The following is a 13,750-nucleotide window of genomic DNA, read 5'->3' on the forward strand; positions in this document are numbered from 1 at the left end:
ACAGCAAAGAGTAGCCATTGCGCGTCTGTTTATGAAAAAATGCAGTATTATATTGGCAGATGAACCGACAGGAAGCTTGGATAAATATAACGCCAATCTAGTGATGGAACATGTAAAAGAACTTAATAGATTAGGAAAGACCATTATATTGGTTACACATGATGAGGAATTAAAAAAGATGGGAGATGTTATCATTGAATTATAAAAAAGTTATTTTTAAAATAATGATTGGAATTGTTGGCATATTTGCTTTATATTTTGGCATCCACACTTATGCCAATGGCCAATTGATGAAAACATATGCGAAAGGATTCGAACAAAACCCATTAGGTGATTATGCGAAAAACGAATCAGATATGGTTCTTACAGTATATGAAGCTCCCCTTTTCCAGACATATACCAATTTATCAGTAAGTAATAGCAAAGAAAAAGTGGATTTAATTGTTTGGGTTCCTCTTTATAGTAAGGAATTATCATATGGCCTTATTGTAAAAGATGATGAAAATATCGCAACTTATCAAATTGAAGTAAATGACCATCTCCAAACAGATGATGAAAAATATAAACATATTCTTCAAAAAAAGCAAAATGCTATTAACGAAATAAAATCCGTGGCAGAAAAAGAATGGGGTTTAAACTTTTAAAATGAAAAAGAGAACTAGCTCACAAAACATGAACTAGCACCTATTAAAAGTAACCCTTATGCGTTTTTGTTCAGAAAATAAGATCTGCTGGTGCAAACATCGGGGCAGACTTTTAAAAAAGGTTTCTCAGACTTTTTTATTGATCTTTTGTGAGTTCTGCTCACGTTTGACCAAAGCATGTCGTTTAAAACAGGCAGACAACCTTTGCTCGTTGTCTGCCTTGATACATGCTTAATTTTCAGATAAGGATGCTGCTTCTGCTCTGACAAGCCCTTTTGAAATTTTGCCGGACGGAGTGGTCGGCAGTTCATCTTTAATCACTAAATATTCTGGAAACTTATACTTTGCAAATCCTTTTTCCTGCAAATATTCTTTAATTTCCTCCAGATCAATCGTTTCATTTTCTCGCAAAGAGACGAAGGCGCAGCCCCGTTCGCCTAGACGAGGATCTGGAACACTGACGATTGCCACTTGTTTTATTTTCGGATGCATTTGCAATGCTTCTTCAATTTCTGAAGCATGATATTTTAATCCGCCGCGGTTAATCGTATCTTTCGTCCGTCCGACGAAATGGAGGTATCCTTTTTCATCAAGCCAGCCTTGATCCCCTGTTAAAAAATAGCCGTCTTCCGTAAACGACTGGGCGGTTACTTGCGGATTTTTATAATATTCAATAAATAAGCTTTCTCCTTTAAAAGCGATTTCTCCTATCTCGCCCGTCGGAAGCGGTTTGTGCCGCTCATCTACAATGATGACTTCCCCGACCGGTGCCGGTCTGCCAACTGTTTCCCATGTTAATGAAGCTTCATCGCCCGGACGAGTAAAGGTTCCTGCACAAATTTCACTCATGCCCCACTGAGCAGCTACATCGCAGTTTAATGTAGCCCTAAGATCTTGAACCATTTTCGCCGGTATTTTTGTTCCCCCAGTTAAAATAAGTCGAGGATTTAAACCGCTTACATTTTGCTGTTCGCACTGTCTTAATAAGTCAATTAAATGTGCGGGTGCAGCAGTCAAAAAAGATACTTTTTCTTTTTTCAATAAGTCGATAATTTCATTTGATTTATATTCTGGATAAAGTAAATGCTTCGCTCCATATCGAAGGCTAATGATAATCATCGGCAGTGAAAACATGTGGCATAATGGAGTTAAGCATAAAATGGTATCATTGTCCGTTATTTGATACTCCTTGCCATTTAGCAGATGGCACGGAACAAATGTCCGGAATGTATGAAGAACTCCTTTCGGATTGGACTCTGTACCTGATGTAAATAATATGATGCACGGATCATCAAAAGCCGGTAAGTTTTCATGTATGTCTTGATCAGAAACGGAATCAGGTTCTGATTCAAGCAAAGCTGTGATACTTATGCTGCGGTCATTCTTCTTTTCCCCTGCCACCAAAACATGCTGTAAATGAGGAAGCTGAGCCTTCAATTCATGAGCAAGTTGTTCATGATTGAATCCCTTCCAATTGTCAATTGTTACAAACGCTTTCGCTTCACAATGTGAAAGCATATATTGCAGCTCTTTTTTCCGGTAGTTTGGACTGAGCGGATTAAACACTAACCCAATTCTCGATGCAGCAAGATGTACGACAACAAATTCCCAGCAATTGGGCAGCTGTGCAGAGATGGCATCGCCTTTCTTCAAACCTAGCTGTATAAAATGCCTCGCCAATCTTAATGACAATTGATTCAAGTCTTCAAAAGTATAGAAATTGTCCCCTTCTGCAAAAGCAACACGGTCTTTAAATTTTTTTGCCGATTCTTCAATCAATTCATGAATCAGCACATTTTCAGTCATCCGGTTTGCTGCCATTCAAATCCCCCCCCATCAAAAGTAGACGGAAAACCGCCTTCTTACATAAATGGCGGTTTTCCGATTGAGTTTGTCAAAAACAACCTTTGCCTTCAGCTTAAAATTAAGACAAAAAGATGTTTTTGACATGTTCAGGAACAGGCACTGCTTTTGGCCGATCTTCTGCGACAGATGTCCATGCTCTCACTTCATGGCCTTCTGCTACAACTTGATCCCCTTTTTTAAACGTATGCTTGATTTTGAAAACTTTGTTGTTAACTTCTACTACTTCAGAATGGACAGCTACCTCATCATCATAAAGAAGAGGTGATTTAAACTGGCAAAATGCTTCCAAAAGCGGTGTAATGATCTTTTCATCCGATTGCAGCTTCGCCACAGGAAAGCCTGCGGAGCGCAGCAATTCATGCGAGGCTTGATCCATCCACCGGTAAAAATTCGGGTAAAACACGATGCCAGCAGCATCTGTATCTCCCCACACTACTCTAAACGTATAAATATTTTTCATGTTTCCACCTTCTAATTCTCATCTGCAAATTTTACGTTTACGGAAAATTCCCCCACACTTCCAACTTGAATGCGGACGACATCTCCATCACGGATCGGTCCGACACCTTCAGGAGTTCCGGTTGCGATAATATCCCCAGGGTTTAATGTCGAATAAGTCGATGCGACTTCCAAACATTTGTAGCAATCATAAATTAAATGCTTCGTGCTTCCGTCCTGGCGCAATTCTTCATTGACCCAGAGCTTCAATGAAAGATCATTTGGATTTTCAATCTCATCAGCCGTCACGATCCATGGACCGATCGGTGTGAATGTATCAAAAGATTTTCTCCATGTTCTCTCTTCATTTCCCCGGATGGAAATGTCCAATAAGGCGAAATAGCCGAAAATATAATCTTTTGCATCTTCATATTTAACATTTTTCGCTTTTTTGCCGATGACATATCCGAGTTCTGCTTCATGATCTGTTCTTCTGTCTTTAAATGGAAGCAAAATCGGATCGGACGGACCTGAAACAGATGACGGAGCTTTTAAGAACAGCGCAAGTTCTTCAATCGTTCTCGGAGCGTTGTTAAATTGTTTGTTCATCTCCTCTTGGTGCTTTTTATAGTTAACAGGAGCAGCCCATATTTTGCTTGGTGAAGGGACAGGCGCTCTAAAAACTACTTCTTCAAGATCGTACTGTTTTCCTTCTTGAGCTGCCTTTTCCAGTGTATCTTTCAATGAATCAAAATTTTCCATCAGCCTTACTAATGATTCATGCGGCTTTGTTTGATCCCAGTCAGCGGTAGTTGTTACATCTGAAACTTTTTGGCCTGCTACGATTCCTAATCGATTATCATTAAAAATGGCAATTTTCATAGGCACACTCCTCACTTAAATCGCTTCTGCACAATTTTTAATCTATTTACGGGCCTGGAGTAAATACTTTTTCAATTTTTTGATGCCCTTCCGGATGGGCCTCTTCATATTCTAATCCAAGAATGTCCATAACCGGCTTATCATTGAATGAGAACAAATAGGCGTCCTCCGATCCTTCATTGACATGCTCATGCCAGCTCCACGGCGGCAGAATGAAGAAGTCTCCTCTTTCCCATTCAAATTTTTGTCCGTTAATGACTGTATATCCTTTTCCTTCAAGAACATGGTAAATGGCGCTGTGCACATGGCGATGCGCTTTCGTATGCTGGTTCGGCAGCAATCTTTGCATCATCGAACCGATTCTTTCATCTGCCGATCCTCCTGTTGTCGGATTGATGTATTCAATCGCATAGCCATCATACGGATCTTCGTTTTCCTTTGGCGATTTACTCATTTGCTCTAAAACATATTTAGCGCGCTCCCATTTGTAGCCAATAATAGGAGACGGATACCCAGGCTTTTCTTTTTTGCCTTTCGGGACGAACGCACCTTTTGCAAATTTTTCAGTTGAATAATTTTCAGGCGGCTGTTCAGGGTAAAATCCATTTTCATAAGGTTCGAAGAAAGAAGCAGCCAAATTTTTCACAAGTCCTACATCCAAACCGTCCAGCCAAATCATCGGTTCAGTTCCTTCATGTTTATGTTCATGCCATGTCCATGCAGGAGTAAGAATCATATCTCCCCGTTCCATGTACACTTTTTCCCCATTCACAGCTGTATAAGCTCCAGAACCTTCAATAATAAAACGGATCGCTCCTTGAGAATGGTGGTGCGAAGGAGCAAATTCTCCCGGCAGCAATAGCTGGATTCCGGCGTACAACGTATGTGTCCCATATCCGACTAATCCATGTTTTAATAGATTAGGATTTTGCAAATAAACAACGCGCCGCTCAGCATCTTTTCCAGGTTCTAAAATTTCTCCCGCCTTCATAACATAATCGCGGATCGTTTTCCACTTCCATAAATATGGCTCCACATCATGAACAGGCTCTTTTGTCACCATGTGTCCTAAATCATACCATAGCGGACCTAAATAACTATTTTTCATCCCATCGTAATATTCTTTTAATTCTGTGTCCGTGATGACTTCTTTTTTGCTCATAGGAAACCCTCCCGAAAAATAAAATTGATCCAAAACTAATGATCATGTATGCGTTTCCATCAATCCTAAAAAAATAAAATTTTTTATTTGTTCCTGATATAGGGAACTTAATTACTTAATTCGATATTAAAAAAGAAAATTAATATTGTCAATAGTCAGAATTTATTTTCTAAAAACCGGGCGGATACCTCACTCAGCAGTGCCTGTGCATTCTTTCCTCATTTCAATTCATCTGCTCAATATTTGTCATCACGCTAAAAAAAGGCTTACAGAAAGTTTCGTTCTATTAAATAAACTTTCATACAAGCCTCATTCGTTTTTATTATAATCTTTTCCAAATTTCTTCTCTGACCGATACTTTCCATCAACGCGAGCTTCTGCATATGACCTGCATAATGTGATGGATGCTTGATAGTTGTCATAATATGAGACGGCTCGAAATTTAGATTTTCCTCTACCCCTTTGCAAATGATTGGTAAAAAGCGCTTTTAATCTTGTGAATGAACCTCATACACGACAAATATAGGAATGGTTTTTCCTTCAATTTGTGCAAACTGTTTAGCAGTTTCAAGAAAAACCGATATTCCTCGCTGCATCTATTTTTCTGCACAAAGGAAAATGCATCTTTAAAGAAAAACTCTCTAATACTTCCAGCTTTTTGTCTTTCCAATAAACAAAAACAAACCCGCTCTTTCTTGAATACGGGTTTGTCCCAAAATCAAACGTTTATCGAAATGTCCAGAAATCTTTGAAACTAGAGCTAATGGGCAATTATTTGATTATATTCGGAAGCCAAAGAACCATCTGCGGCCAATAAGTAATGATGAACAGTGCAATAATGGACACGACCAAAAATGGCAAAATGGCTTTCGTTAAGGCTTCCAGCTTGACATTTCCCAACGAAGAAGCAAGGTAAAGCCCCGCTCCAACTGGAGGTGTAAGGAGACCAATTGTTAAATTTATACAAATAATTACTCCGAAATGAATTGGATCAATTCCATAGTTTGCAATGATTGGCGTAAATATCGGTACAAGTATAATCAATGCAGCGATTCCGTCCATAAACATTCCTACAATTAATAGAAAAATATTAACTAATAGAAGAAACAGGAACGGATTTTCAGTTAAAGAAGTCATCCAGGATGCAATTGTTTGAGGAATTCTCTCAAATGAAAGCATCCAACCAAATAAATTTGCCATTGCGATGAGCATGGTAATGATAGCACTTGAAATAGCTGTATTAATCATAATAGTTGGAAGATCTTTAATTTTCAGTTCTTTATAAATAAAAAAACCGATAACTAACGCTACAACACATGCAAACGCTGCTGATTCCGTAGGAGTAAAAACACCGCTTAAAATACCGACAATAATTATAAACGGTACTAACAGTGCAGGAATCACATTCAAGAAAGATTTGAACATGACGGATATTTTAGCGCGTTCATGCGTCTGCCACTTCTGCTTGTAGCCTGTGTATGCAATTAGTAATATAAAGGCAATCCCCAATAAAACTCCAGGCATAATTCCTGCCAAAAACATTGAACCGATCGATGCTCCTGACGAAACGCCATAGATAATAAACAGCATGCTTGGCGGAATAATGGGACCTAAAAGACCTGCGGCTGCTGTCGTGGAGGCGCTAAATTCCCTTGAATATCCTTCCTTTTCCATTGAAGGCACCATAATTTTGCTCATCATAGCAATTTGAGCTGTAGCTGACCCTATAATGGATGCAAGTAGCATATTCGAAACGACATTCACATATGCCAATCCACCTTTAAAATGCCCAACAAGAGTCGTAGCAAAGCGAATTAAACGCTTTGTTATGCCGCCGGAATTCATTAACTCCCCTGCCATCATAAACAGCGGAATCGCAAGTAGACCGTAACTTTCAAGGCCTGAATATAACCGTTGGGGCGCTGTTGATAACAAACCCGTATTTCCAGTTAACAATATATAGAGAATCGTCGTGATTCCAAGTACAAAAGCAATCGGTACTTGTAAAAGGAGGAGAATAATAAAGATTAACAGTGCGATAGCCATATTACAATGCCTCCTTTTTGCCTTGGAAATTTTTTAAAATCAAATCGAGCGAATGAATGCTAATAAAGAAAAAACTAACAGGTACGCTCAAATATGGAATAATCATCGGCAATTGCATCGAATTGGAGCGTTGAATCATTATATTAGATGATGACAGCCACATGACAGATAAATAGAAAATATACAAGGCGAAAAGAAGGACGGTAAGCAAACTGATGCCAATCAAAACTTTTTTTGTTTTTCCATTCATTTTATCCATAAAAAGAGTAACGGCAGCAGAGTTCTGCCGTTTAATACTCATGCTTCCCCCAATAAAAGTTAACCATGCTAATGAAAAAATGGCGGTTTCGTCTGACCAGTTTAAAGGAGAGCTTAAGAAATAGCGATAGAAAACACCTAAAGATAATGAAATGAGCATTAAAATGCATAAAATGATTGCCAAAATTTTTTCAATACTGTGTAAGATTTCACTTAGGCTATGGATAAACTTCATAAAAACTCCCCCGTTATTGTTTCGCTTCCTCTAAGAACTTTTTAATAACCGGTGATTTTTCAGCATATTTGTCCTTCACTTCTTTTGCGATCGAATCAAAAGCAGAGGTATCGGTAAGTTCTTTTACTTTAACTCCATGCTTTTTTAATTCCTCCAAGTTCTTATTCTCTCGTTGAATTGCTTCTTGAACACCCCAATCTGCTGCTGCTTTTAATGCTTTTTTCACAATTTCTTGATCTTCAGTCGTTAGCTTGTCATATGTTTTTTGACTCATCACAATAACAGATGGGAACGTTATATGGTTTGTCAACGTTAAATTTTCAGCATTTTCATAATATTTTTCCGTTACTAACGCATCTAAATCAATGTCTATTCCATCGATGACACCAGTTTGCAAAGAAGTATATACTTCAGAAAGCGGCATTGCGGTTGGACCAGCACCGACTTTTTCCCAAAATTCCTGAATAGCCGGGCTGCCAATAATGCGAATTTTTTTCCCTTTCAAGTCTTGCGGAGAAGAGACATGCCCGTTTTTCATTAAAATGTGGCGGTTTCCGGCAAAAATAAAATCAAGTCCGACAAGCCCTTGTGAATTCAGATCCTCCAACATTTGCTTTGCAGCTTCCGATTCTCTCATTTTCACCGCTTCTTCTAAATTTTTAAACGTGAATGGCATAAACCAAGCGTTTAATGAATCTTGGCGCGTACTCATATAGGCGTTTGTCAGAAAACCAAAATCTAATGAGCCAGTTTCAAGCTGCTGTGCCATATCTTTTTCCAGTCCGAGTTGAGAAGCAGGATAAATTTCCAGTTTCATTCTTCCGTCTGAAAGCTTTTCCAGCTCTTCCCCGAATTTCAAAGCAGTTTGATGCCAGACGTGAGATTCTTGTGTCACATGGCTTACTTTAAAAGTATATACGTCACCGCCTTTTTCAGAGCTTTTCTCATCCCCGTTTGCGTTATTGCCGCTGCATGCTGAAAGAATGATGACTAAAATGGACAGCATGACAAGCAACCTCATAATTCTCATTTTCTTCATGTAAAAATCCCCCTTTTTTAAATCAACTTTGTTAATAAAAGTTTGCAGATACCAAAAAATGAAACGCTTTCAATAATAAACATTAAAAAACATTTATTATTGAAATAGTGAATTCATTTCATTTATATTATAATTTATCTGCTCTCTATGTCAAACCATTTTTAATATTTATTATTTTCTAATAATTAAAAATAAAAAAGCAGCTTTCCAGCTAGAAAGCTACTTCTCGCTTTTAAATCCAAAGGATTCAGATAATTCGCGAGCGCATTTTATGACGTATTGGCTCACTTCATCCGTCGGCTTATGCGGGATCAGCTTCGTGAAGCCTACCACTGTTATGGAGGCTACAAGATCATGATTAAAATCTAAAATCGGCACACTAAAAGATGAAACGTGCTCCACTAAAGGCTCTGCTGCGTAAGCAAAGTACGTTTTTTCAATTTCAGCTTGCTCCTTTTCAAATTCCTTCCGTTGTTCTTCCGTCAATTTGCTTAACTCTTTTAACTTCCATTCCTTGATCTCAATTTCAGGCGTTTTGTTGAAAATAGCGAAAATTTTCCCTGTGGCAGACATTAAAGGCAGCCGTGTTCCAATTTGCGCTCCGATATTTAGACCGTAGTTGGCATTCCAAATATTTGCGATAACCGGCCCTTCATGCGTCCAAACTGTAAGCAGCGATGTTTGGGCTGTGTAGCGGCTGATATCTCTTAAGTACGGCGTCACCCTGCCGATCACATCTTTGCTTCCAATTGCAGCCGAACAGTATTGAATAAATTTTCCTCCCAATGAATATGTTCCATGTCTTTTATCCCGATACAACAATCCAAGCTGCGTCAATGTGTTCAAATATTTATAGAGGTTGCTTTTTGTAATGCCGGACAACTCCTGAATTTCCGTAAATTTTAACGGATGATCATTGTTTGCAATAATCTCTAAAATTTGCACGCCAGTTTGCAACGATTGAATGATTTGTACGTTTTTTTGCTGCTGCATTTCTCTTCCCCTTTTAATCCATTTTTTAACCCAATATCCAAATTCTTTTATAAACATGAATGTAACAAGGAACTTTGAAAAAATCAAACACAATAAAATAACTGAAAAATTTTTATTTTATTAAAGTTGACAATTTTAAATTATTTATTTATTTTTATTATTAAATAACAATGTTATCTAATAGTGTATTTTATGACCCAAAAGTGAAAGACTAACACTACCATTTTCCAAAACATTGAATGCGCTTCCAATTTTTCATTAGTCACGTTTTCTAATAACACAGATCAAGAGTAGGAACCGTTAAAAATTTAAGCAAAATGTATTGCCTAAGGAATGCTTTTAGGCCACACAATTTTCCCGACTATTTCTGCATGGATGCAAAAGCTTCCGAAAGGGTTCCTTTCGAACGCCCATAGACATATGCACACATCGATTTATCATGCTCCGTTATACGATCATTAACGGCACTCGATTTAACTGGGAAAAAGAAGATTTTTTCGTTGTCCCGAACTGGGCGTGGCATGAACACGTTGCGGAATAAGAAAGCTATTTATTCTCAACAAATGATTTGCCAATACTTGAAAAATTCGGATTGAAACGTTTGAGCAGTCAAAACGGTCATCAAGAAGTAAAAGATGAGTTTACACCAGCCTTATAAATTGAAATTTGTAAAAAGTGAACTTGAAGCAATTGTCGATTCATTTCATTTTTCATTCTAATAAGGGGGATCAATATATGAAAAACAGTCAAACAGATTTAATCATTGTCGGCGGGGGGATAGGCGGTCTTTCGGCTGCTCTAGCGGCAGCGGAAGCCGGAAAAACTTCATTAGTTTTGGAAAGAGCTCCTCAGTTTGGTGAAGTCGGAGCAGGCATTCAATTGGGGCCAAATGCAACCGCTGTGCTGAAACGATTTGGAGTCATGGAGGAAATTTCAAAAGTTGCTGTATTTCCAAAACGTCTTGTGCTAAAAGATGTTTATACGGCAAAAGAGTTGTCAGCAATGGACCTTGGCGAAGCATTCAAAGCCCGATACAAACATCCGTATCTCGTTTTGCACCGTTCCGATCTCCACCGAATTTTGCTTGAAGCTTGCAAGAAAACAGGTATGGTCCGCTTCAAAAACAACCAAACAATTGAGACTGTCAAGCAAGAACATGACGTTGTTTCTGTTTACTGCCAAAGCGGAGAAATGTTCACGGCTGATGCCGTCATCGGAGCAGACGGACTTTGGTCAAAGCTTAGAAAATATTTCGTTGATGACGAACCCATTTGCTCTGAATATGTTGCTTACAGAGGAACCATACCGATTTCCGAAATTTCAAACGCAAACTTAGACGATGTCGTCATGTGGATCGGCCCTTATTTGCATTTAGTACAATATCCAGTAAGACGCGGAGAGCTTTATAATCAAGTGGTCGTGTTTAAATCTTACAATTATAAGGCAAATTCCGATGATTGGGGCACACCTGAAGAAATGGACAGACGATTTAAAGGATGCCATCCGGATGTGAAAAATGCCTTAACATTTATACAACGGCAAATTCGCTGGCCGATGTATGACAGGCTGCCAATTAACAATTGGACAAAAGGGAAGGTTACATTGCTTGGCGATGCAGCTCATCCTATGCTGCAATATTTAGCTCAAGGAGGCTGCCAGGCGCTTGAAGATGCTTCTTATCTTGCAGATATGCTCAAAAAATATCCGGACAGCTATGAGCAAGCATTCGCCGATTTTCAGAAAGAGCGGCTGCCGCGTACAGCAAAAGTACAAACGAGCGCTCGGACATGGGGTGAAATTCTTCATACTGAAGATCCTGTTGCAACACTGCTCAGAAACACTATTTTTGAACAAAGAACTCCGCAAGACTATGAAGTGGCCGATTTCCTTTATAGCTATGACAAAACGACTAAACAAATCAATTAATATATGAATAGAGAAGCCTGACGTAAAAATTTGAACTTATAAAAAATATTTTAATAGAAAGCGGTGAAAAACAATGGATAGCCTTCGTTTCACCGCTTTCTTCATACCATTTGCACGATTCTTTTATTTTTTTTAAAAAAGGTGTACAATTAGTTTGTTGTTTAAAAAGTCTGAAAAAATGATTTTTTTCAAAGAAGGGACAAATATGGAAGAAGCAAAATTATGGACGAAAAATTTTTTTAGTATTTCAATTTGTAATTTTTTTCTTTTTATAAACTATTATTATTTGCTGGTCACCTTGCCGATCTTTGTCATTCAAGATTTAAAAAGCAGCGAAGCTGAGGCTGGCTTAATAGCAATGGTTTATTTATTTGCTGCGATCGTGACTCGCCCGTTCGTCGACCAATTTATGGAGAAGCTTGGAAAACAAAAAATGTTGATTATTTCCTTGGTCATTTTCCTGATCGCCTCTATTTCTTATTTATTTGTCAGTTCAATTGTCTTATTATTGATCATTCGTTTTCTTCATGGAATCGGTTTCGGGATCGCGACAACCGCAACAGGGGCGATTGTGGCAGATATCGTGCCGGAATCGAAAAAAGGAGAAGGAATGGGATATTTTATTTTATCTTCCAATGTCGCCATGGTGATTGGACCATTTTTAGGGCTTACCTCGTTAGATCATTGGGGTTCTTTTGTCATGCTCGTCATTGCCCTTATTTGTTCCGTTGGGGCGCTTTTGACCGGGGGAATAGTTAACCTGCATGAAATCAAGCCAAAACTAAATAAAAGAGAACTTTTCAAAGTGAATTTCAGCTTTGAAAAACTTGTAGAGGTATCAGCATTCCGCATTGCGTTGATTGCTGCCTTTTTAGCTTTTGCTTATTCGACTGTATTATCGTTCGTCTCCGTTTTTGCGGAAAAAATGAACCTTGGCGCCGGCTCGAATTTATTCTTCGTCGTGTATGCAATCGTTTTGCTCATTTCCCGGCCGTTTACCGGAAGGTGGTTTGACCGATACGGCGCAAATGTCATTGTTATCCCATGTATCGTTTCATTTGCCTTCGGATTATTTATATTGAGCATGGCAAATACATCCTTCATCTATTTGTTAAGTGCAGTATTTATCGGTCTTGGATGGGGAACCTTGTTTCCAAGCTTCCAAACAATGGCTATACAAATTGTCCCTCCACAGAGAAGAGCGGCTTCTCTCAGCACCTTTTTATCGATCTTCGACATCGGCATCGGTCTCGGATCGTTTTTAACTGGAGCAGTTGTTGTCTTTACTGGATTTACATCTTTATATTTTTACACTTCGCTTTATGTGTTGGTAGGTTTAGTTTTATATTGCCTCTTTGTACAGCATCGTTTTGCCAGAAAGCCGAAAAGTTTGGAGCACGATCGAAAATCTTCTCTTCAACAATAGCCCCCTCAGCTATGGGGGCTATATCATCTTCTTTCAACACATTGCAACGATAATATTTTTTCATGTATATTTAAATTTTGTTCGAAATAAATATTTCCTCACTGCTGAAAATAATGCAAACAAAAGTCTAAATCTTTCTGCAAATGCTCTTTCATTAATCTTTCCGCCTCATCTCCATCATGATGATATATGGCTTTATAGATTTGTTCATGTTCATCAATCAAAAAAGGCCTTTTATAATAAACAACCGTCTTCCTAAATAAATAGATTATGGATTGCATCCGATCAATGATATCAATCATAAACGGGTTGTTGCTTGTTTGAACAATAATATTATGAAATTTTTCATTTGCTTCCATGATTTCTTCAGTCGTTCCGGTTCTTGCTGTGACTATGCATTTCCATAATTCTTCTAAACTTTCTTCACTCATATAAGTTGCAGAATAGCGAGCCGCATATCCTTCAAGCAAAATTCTGACTTGAAAAATGTTTCGCAAGTCACTGTCCGTTGGATTTACTACTTTTTTTTGCAATATCAGACCTTCTTGCTCCAACTTGCGAATCGCTTCTCTTACAGGCGTTCTGCTCACACCCAATTCTTCCGCAATTCTTTCTTCTGTCAGCTTTGTTCCTCTTGGCAACTCCCCATTTAATATTTTATCTCTTATATATTCATAAGATTTAATGTATGCATGTTTCGGTGTCTTTTTTGTCAAAGCAATCGTCTCCTCTGAATAATCTCTAATGAATAGTATAAATTGTCATTAACAATATTAAAAGTACACAAGTTTTTTGTATTCATTTTTAATTTTTTTGTATACAAATTTAATTAAAT

13 protein-coding genes and 1 pseudogene are annotated in these 13,750 nt (G+C 38.2%); 5 read left to right on the forward strand and 9 right to left on the reverse strand.

Going from position 1 to position 13,750, the window contains the following annotated elements:
- A partial coding sequence (locus FB379_RS06245) for a hypothetical protein (RefSeq protein ID WP_144597476.1) occupies positions 1-205 on the forward strand: 205 nt, incomplete at its 5' end.
- Positions 195-644, forward strand: coding sequence for a hypothetical protein (locus tag FB379_RS06250; RefSeq protein ID WP_066251646.1), 450 nt, complete (start codon positions 195-197; stop codon positions 642-644). The genes FB379_RS06245 and FB379_RS06250, both read left to right, overlap by 11 nt.
- 231 nt (positions 645-875) lie before the next feature.
- On the opposite strand, the gene FB379_RS06255 is transcribed toward FB379_RS06250, so the two are convergent.
- The 8 genes from FB379_RS06255 to FB379_RS06290 all read right to left on the reverse strand — a co-directional run bounded on the left by FB379_RS06255 (position 876) and on the right by FB379_RS06290 (position 9,563).
- Positions 876-2,465 carry a class I adenylate-forming enzyme family protein gene (locus tag FB379_RS06255; protein ID WP_242009302.1) on the reverse strand — a complete coding sequence of 530 codons (1,590 nt, stop codon included), beginning with the start codon at positions 2,463-2,465 and terminating at the stop codon, positions 876-878.
- 103 nt (positions 2,466-2,568) lie between these two features.
- On the reverse strand, positions 2,569-2,970 hold the full coding sequence (locus tag FB379_RS06260; protein WP_144597478.1) for an acyl-CoA thioesterase: 402 nt from the start codon (positions 2,968-2,970) through the stop codon (positions 2,569-2,571).
- An 11-nt stretch (positions 2,971-2,981) separates the two neighbouring features.
- On the reverse strand, positions 2,982-3,830 hold the full coding sequence (locus tag FB379_RS06265; protein WP_063386379.1) for a fumarylacetoacetate hydrolase family protein: 849 nt from the start codon (positions 3,828-3,830) through the stop codon (positions 2,982-2,984).
- Between the two features lie 46 nt (positions 3,831-3,876).
- Positions 3,877-4,992: a cupin domain-containing protein gene (locus FB379_RS06270; RefSeq protein WP_066251654.1), complete on the reverse strand. Its 1,116-nt coding sequence runs from the start codon at positions 4,990-4,992 to the stop codon at positions 3,877-3,879.
- Positions 4,993-5,763: 771 nt separating this feature from the next.
- Positions 5,764-7,038: a TRAP transporter large permease gene (locus FB379_RS06275; RefSeq protein WP_066251657.1), complete on the reverse strand. Its 1,275-nt coding sequence runs from the start codon at positions 7,036-7,038 to the stop codon at positions 5,764-5,766.
- A 1-nt stretch (position 7,039) separates the two neighbouring features.
- A complete protein-coding gene (locus tag FB379_RS06280; protein WP_144597480.1) occupies positions 7,040-7,531 on the reverse strand; it encodes a TRAP transporter small permease in 492 nt (163 codons plus the stop codon).
- 13 nt (positions 7,532-7,544) lie between these two features.
- Complete coding sequence (locus tag FB379_RS06285) at positions 7,545-8,570, reverse strand: TRAP transporter substrate-binding protein (RefSeq protein ID WP_063386384.1); 1,026 nt, start codon at positions 8,568-8,570, stop codon at positions 7,545-7,547.
- A gap of 219 nt (positions 8,571-8,789) precedes the next feature.
- Positions 8,790-9,563: an IclR family transcriptional regulator gene (locus FB379_RS06290; RefSeq protein WP_144597482.1), complete on the reverse strand. Its 774-nt coding sequence runs from the start codon at positions 9,561-9,563 to the stop codon at positions 8,790-8,792.
- A 342-nt stretch (positions 9,564-9,905) separates the two neighbouring features.
- Here FB379_RS06290 and FB379_RS18735 point away from each other — a divergent pair.
- From FB379_RS18735 to FB379_RS06305, 3 genes and pseudogenes are all read left to right on the forward strand, one after another.
- A pseudogene (locus FB379_RS18735) lies at positions 9,906-10,221 on the forward strand (cupin domain-containing protein); the annotation flags it as partial.
- 77 nt (positions 10,222-10,298) lie between these two features.
- Entirely contained in the window at positions 10,299-11,489 is a 1,191-nt protein-coding gene (locus FB379_RS06300; RefSeq protein WP_144597484.1) for an FAD-dependent monooxygenase, read from the forward strand.
- Between the two features lie 205 nt (positions 11,490-11,694).
- Complete coding sequence (locus tag FB379_RS06305; protein ID WP_144597487.1) at positions 11,695-12,915, forward strand: MFS transporter; 1,221 nt, start codon at positions 11,695-11,697, stop codon at positions 12,913-12,915.
- A gap of 98 nt (positions 12,916-13,013) precedes the next feature.
- Here FB379_RS06305 and FB379_RS06310 read toward each other — a convergent pair whose 3' ends face one another.
- Positions 13,014-13,631, reverse strand: a complete 618-nt coding sequence (locus FB379_RS06310) for a GntR family transcriptional regulator (protein WP_144597489.1) — start codon at positions 13,629-13,631, stop codon at positions 13,014-13,016.
- Positions 13,632-13,750: the final 119 nt, after the last annotated feature.

Source organism: Aeribacillus composti, assembly GCF_007827555.1.
Classification (GTDB): domain Bacteria; phylum Bacillota; class Bacilli; order Bacillales; family Aeribacillaceae; genus Aeribacillus; species Aeribacillus composti.

Bases quoted from the DNA above. Each gene is read 5' to 3' on its own strand.
- FB379_RS06255 (WP_242009302.1), bottom strand. From the start codon at position 2,465: ATGGCAGCAAACCGGATGACTGAAAATGTGCTGATTCATGAATTGATT.
- FB379_RS06260 (WP_144597478.1), bottom strand. From the start codon at position 2,970: ATGAAAAATATTTATACGTTTAGAGTAGTGTGGGGAGATACAGATGCT.
- FB379_RS06265 (WP_063386379.1), bottom strand. From the start codon at position 3,830: ATGAAAATTGCCATTTTTAATGATAATCGATTAGGAATCGTAGCAGGC.
- FB379_RS06270 (WP_066251654.1), bottom strand. From the start codon at position 4,992: ATGAGCAAAAAAGAAGTCATCACGGACACAGAATTAAAAGAATATTAC.
- FB379_RS06275 (WP_066251657.1), bottom strand. From the start codon at position 7,038: ATGGCTATCGCACTGTTAATCTTTATTATTCTCCTCCTTTTACAAGTA.
- FB379_RS06280 (WP_144597480.1), bottom strand. From the start codon at position 7,531: ATGAAGTTTATCCATAGCCTAAGTGAAATCTTACACAGTATTGAAAAA.
- FB379_RS06285 (WP_063386384.1), bottom strand. From the start codon at position 8,570: ATGAAGAAAATGAGAATTATGAGGTTGCTTGTCATGCTGTCCATTTTA.
- FB379_RS06290 (WP_144597482.1), bottom strand. From the start codon at position 9,563: ATGCAGCAGCAAAAAAACGTACAAATCATTCAATCGTTGCAAACTGGC.
- FB379_RS06300 (WP_144597484.1), top strand. From the start codon at position 10,299: ATGAAAAACAGTCAAACAGATTTAATCATTGTCGGCGGGGGGATAGGC.
- FB379_RS06305 (WP_144597487.1), top strand. From the start codon at position 11,695: ATGGAAGAAGCAAAATTATGGACGAAAAATTTTTTTAGTATTTCAATT.